2 protein-coding genes are annotated in these 5293 nt (G+C 37.1%); both read left to right on the forward strand.

The features are described 5' to 3' along the window. Nucleotides 1-11 precede the first annotated feature (11 nt). Nucleotides 12-2165 (forward strand): polyribonucleotide nucleotidyltransferase, encoded by a 2154-nt coding sequence (locus tag AC3DU7_RS18020; protein WP_488040698.1) that lies wholly within the window; start codon nt 12-14, stop codon nt 2163-2165. Nucleotides 2166-3986: 1821 nt separating this feature from the next. Continuing rightward, nucleotides 3987-5293: PDC sensor domain-containing protein (locus tag AC3DU7_RS18025; protein WP_488040696.1), on the forward strand; the 1307-nt coding region annotated here is incomplete at its 3' end.

Consider the following 5293-nt stretch of genomic DNA (forward strand, 5'->3'; position numbering starts at 1 on the left):
AAAAAAACTGGATGGAAGAGATAGACAAATCCATATCCTTTGATGGACGGGATATTAGACTAAAAGTTGGTTTATTTGCGCCTCAAGCTGGTGGTGCCGTGATGATAGAGTCAGGAGACACAGCGGTGTTAGTGACGGCCACCACTGCCCCAGGTAGAGAAGGAATAGATTTCCTACCCCTTTTAGTGGACTACGAAGAAAGACTCTACGCTGGTGGTAAAATTCCTGGTGGTTTTTTGCGTCGGGAAGGTCGCCCACCAGAAAAGGTAACACTTACTGGTCGTTTGATTGATAGGCCGCTACGCCCTTTATTTCCAAGCTGGTTGCGAAATGATATTCAAATTGTGGCCACAACTTTGTCCATGGATGAAGAAGTGCCACCAGATGTACTAGCTGTGACGGGTTCTTCTGTGGCAGTATTACTAGCTCAATTACCATTTTATGGCCCAATGGCGGCAGTGCGGGTAGGCTTGGTAGGAGACGATTTTATTATTAATCCAACTTACCGTGAAGTCAAAAATGGCGATCTAGATTTGGTTGTAGCTGGGTCTCCTCAAGGGGTAATCATGGTAGAAGCAGGGGCAAATCAATTGCCAGAACAAGATATTATTGAAGCAATTGATTTTGGCTATGAAGCAGTTTGTGACCTGATTCAGGCTCAACGAGAAATTATTGCGGAAATGGGTATTGAACTTGTTGAGTCGGAAGCTCCGGCAGTAGACCCAACTTTAGAAGAGTATATCAAAGACAAAGCAACAGATTCTATCAAACAGATATTATCTGAATATGACCTGGATAAAAATCAGCGCGATGAAAAACTTGATGCAATTAAAGAATCTATTGCAGAAGCGATCGCTGAATTACCTGAAGAAGAGCCAGTAAAGGTATTCATTGAATCAGACGGTATGGCATTAGGGAATGTCTTTAAGGGCGTCACCAAAAAGCTGATGCGCAAACAAATTATTGATGAAGGTATCAGGGTTGATGGTCGTAAATTAGATGAAGTTCGTCCTGTTTCTTGTCGGGTAGGAGTTTTGCCACCACGAGTTCATGGTAGTTCTCTATTTAATCGAGGTTTGACTCAAGTAATGTCTGCTGTAACCCTGGGAACCCCAGGAGATGCTCAAGAATTAGCAGACGACTTACATCCCCAAGACGAAAAACGTTATCTGCACCATTATAATTTCCCTCCTTTTTCTGTAGGAGAAACCAAACCATTGCGATCGCCTGGTCGTCGTGAAATAGGTCATGGTGCTTTAGCTGAACGTGCGTTGAACCCAGTTATACCCACAAGCGACATTTTTCCCTATGTTATTCGAGTGGTTTCAGAAGTACTGTCTTCCAATGGTTCAACTTCTATGGGTTCCGTTTGTGCTTCGACTTTAGGTTTAATGGATGCTGGTGTTCCCATTACGAAACCTGTGAGTGGAGCAGCTATGGGTTTAATCAAAGAAGATGACGAAGTTCGTATCCTCACAGATATTCAAGGTATAGAAGACTTCTTAGGTGATATGGACTTCAAAGTCGCTGGTACGGATAGCGGCATCACAGCTTTGCAGATGGATATGAAAATTACTGGTTTGCCTCTAACAGTAATTTCTGATGCAATTCATCAAGCTAAACCTGCACGGTTACATATTCTGGAGAAGATGCTTGGTACTATTGATCGAGCTCGTCCAGATATGTCGCCTTTTGCACCGCGACTATTAACATTTAAAATTAGTCCAGACATGATTGGTTTAGTAATTGGACCTGGTGGTAAAACTATCAAGGGTATTACTGAGGAAACAGGTGTCAAAATTGATATTGATGATGATGGCACGGTGACTATTGCAGCGACTGATGGCGAAAAGGCTAAACAAGCTTGCAATATTATCCAAGGTATGACCAAGAAACTGAATGCTGGGGATGTTTATGTTGGTCGTGTAACTCGAATTATTCCTATTGGTGCTTTTGTGGAAGTGTTTCCAGGCAAAGAAGGAATGGTTCATATATCCCAAATAGCAGATTATCGTGTTGGTAAAGTTGAAGATGAGTTAGCAGTTGGAGATGAAGTAATTGTTAAGGTACGAGAAATTGATGCTAAGGGTCGGGTGAATTTAACTCGTTTGAATATTCATCCAGATGAAGCTGCTGCTGCTCGTGCTACCGCAATGAGTTCTTAAATAAGCACTCAGCAGTAAATGTGTGCGTTTCGGAGCATTCCGAAACAGAAAGGGGACTTCAACCCCTGCTAAACTTTCTGGTTTTAGAAACCGGGAATTTAAACCCAAGCTCAAACAGCTGTTAACCTTGGCGTTTGCGCACCATTCCCCAGGAAAAGAGGCAGCTCGGCAGCTCCTCTGTAAGAGGCCAGCTGTTTGCGGAGCATTCCGGTAAGGAAATGCTAAAAGCTATAAAAGCTAATAGCTAGTTAGGGATAGTTACAAGTCAAAAGTCAAACGTCAGAAATGGGTATTCATTAATTGATAATGGATAATGAATAATGGATAATTACCTCTGGTTAAAACCGTTACAGAATTGAATATCAGGAAATCTGACTTCTTTTTTCTCTTTCAAAGGAGAGGCTTTAAACCTCTGAAGATTAATTATCAATTATCAATTATCCATTGGTAATCATTCTGTTGCTTTTGTGTCGATAGAAAATTTAATTTTTTATGTGGAAATATCCCATTCACTGGCACACTTTTGACTTGGTAAGCAGGTTCTTCAAAAATTAATAATGAATAATGAATAATGAATAATTACCTCTCCTTGAAAAGAAGAGGATTGACTGTAAGCATTCAGCTATTACTTTTAGTTTAGGATTAGAACCAATTTGGGATCTATTAAGCATCTTCTCCACGCATAGGGAGTAGGGAGTAGGGGAAAAGAATTGATTAATAACAGTGCAATAATTGATTTTATTTTTGATTGTTGGAGATATCTATCTATCTATAGTAATTAAATATCAATATCCTCACTTCTTGGCCTAAAAACCCAACATTAGCTAATATTCCAAATAGCTTCTATAAAGCTTGATTAATTGTCTTATATCATGTCCGGTTGAACAGTTATAAATAAACGACGAAGGAGTCAGGAGACAGGAGACAGGAGGGTAGAAAGAATGAAGAAGGAGAAAGTTTTTTCCAGAGCGCTCTTATCCGGACATGATATTACTACAAAAGTTGCTTCTCTTGCCCTCAAAGTCAGTTGTTAATTTAAACACTGTCCTTAAGAAGAGAATCTTGTTACTGAAGTCCGCAGTTCCGACCTAGCAGGCTAGTTCACAGCTAATAGCTGTTTGCGCAGCATTCCGCAGGAAATGCTTACCTTTTTAGGAAGCGTGAGGTACAGTTTGAAAATTAATCTTTTTTTCCCTACTGCCTACTCCCCAAAGTCCTAAAATTTTGTACCTCATCAACTTGAAAACTGCTGTAAATTGCATAGTAATGTTGAGATTAATAAATATTTGTTGATTATTTGACTAACATACCTATACAGCAAATTTTATATATATAGCACTACGTCTTTTAGTATTTAACAATAAATTTTTTGTTTGTAGTTGGACTTGAGCCTTTGCAATACTTATATTAAGGCTAGAGCAAAACTACAAGTCTGATGATAATTTTTCTACTGAACATAATATTATTTGTAGCAAACATTTATTAATTTGGTATAATAAAATTTTGAAAAAAAGTGTTACGAATAATAAGTACCATCGTGCATACTTTATCTGAAAGTCTATTTGATGAAAAAGATAATTTACAACATCAAAAATTGTATTCAATCTATTCATTATCCTAAAACAATTCAAATCAATACTTTTGACTGTCAGATGTGCGTCTTAATATTCTGGAGGCAATGTGTGCGGAACCATTTCCACACTTTAAAAATGCCATAGGAAACCTCACCAATTAGCACTAGCTGTTAAATGCATGACTTTTAACTTCCGCATAGCAGCACTAGTTATTTGTAGCAAACATTTATCAATTTGATATAATATCATGGCAAATTTAAATAAACTATTTCGTCCCAGAATTAAAAAACAACTGCCATTACGTTTGGTTCTCACATTACCAGTAGTATTACAAATATGTGCTTTTATTAGCATATTAGGATGGTTGTCATTAGTTAATAGCCAAACAACAGTTAATGAAATTGTTAATCAGCTTCAAAAAGAAATTAGCAGTCGGGTAGAAGAACGGACAAAAACTTACACAAAAATTCCATATTTATTTATGAAAATTCATAGTTCTGCAGTAAAAACTGGAGAACTAGATTTAGAAGACTTTGCCAAATTTCAACGCTATTTATGGGAACAAGTGCAACTATACGAGTCAGTTCCTTTTATTTACTATGCAAATGAACAAGGAGAATTTATTGGAGTTGAAAAAAAAGAAGATGGTACAGGAATTCTCTGGATTTTAGACAAACCAAAAATCCCAAGATTAACATTTTATCAGTTAAATAAAGAAGGCAAAAGGGGAGATTTTATTGAGAGCAAAGAGTACGATCCTCGTACTCGTCCTTGGTATCAATCAGTGATTCAAAATGTTAGTAAAAAACAATCAGGTAGAATTGGTAAACCAATTTGGTCTCCCATTTATGCCGATATTAGGCGACCGATATTAGTTACTAGCTTAATGGTTCCTATCTACACAGAAAAAGAAAATATTCAAGGTATACTAGCAACAGATTTAAGCTTAGTTTCATTAAGTGGCTTTCTGCGGGATCTAGAAGTTAATAAATCTGGTACAGGAGAAGTTTTTATTGTTGATGATTCTGGCAAACTATTTGCAACTTCAGGAGAAGAATTACCATTTAAAGTAACAGTTAATGGAATCGAAAGAATTAATGCCATAAATAGTAGAAATCCATTAATTAGAGAAACAGCTCAATATTTACTAGATAATTTTGGTAATTTCTTTGCAATTAATCGAGACCAAACTTTAAAAATTTCCATAGAAGAAGAAAAACATTTTGTCGAAGTAAATCATATCAAGACTCAAGGTGACTGGGAATTACTGATTGTGGTAGTACAGCCAGAATCAGACTTTTTAGAAGAGATTAATCAAAACACTGAGCGCACAATTAGATTATTGATTTTAGCATTAGTAGCAGCCGTAGTTCTCGGTTATTTTACTACTCGTTCGATTACGCAACCAATTCAAAATTTGAGCCAAGTTTCTCAAGAAATTGCGAATGGTAAATTAGACCAACATCTGAATATTTTTTGGATTAAAGAACTGGCAATTTTAGCTCAATCTTTTAATCAAATGATCGAGCAGTTAAGAGAGTCATTTACTGCCTT

This window comes from Okeania sp. (genome assembly GCF_983059655.1).

Coding starts and splice junctions, on each gene's coding strand:
- AC3DU7_RS18020 (WP_488040698.1), top strand. CDS start 12: ATGGAAGAGATAGACAAATCCATATCCTTTGATGGACGGGATATTAGA.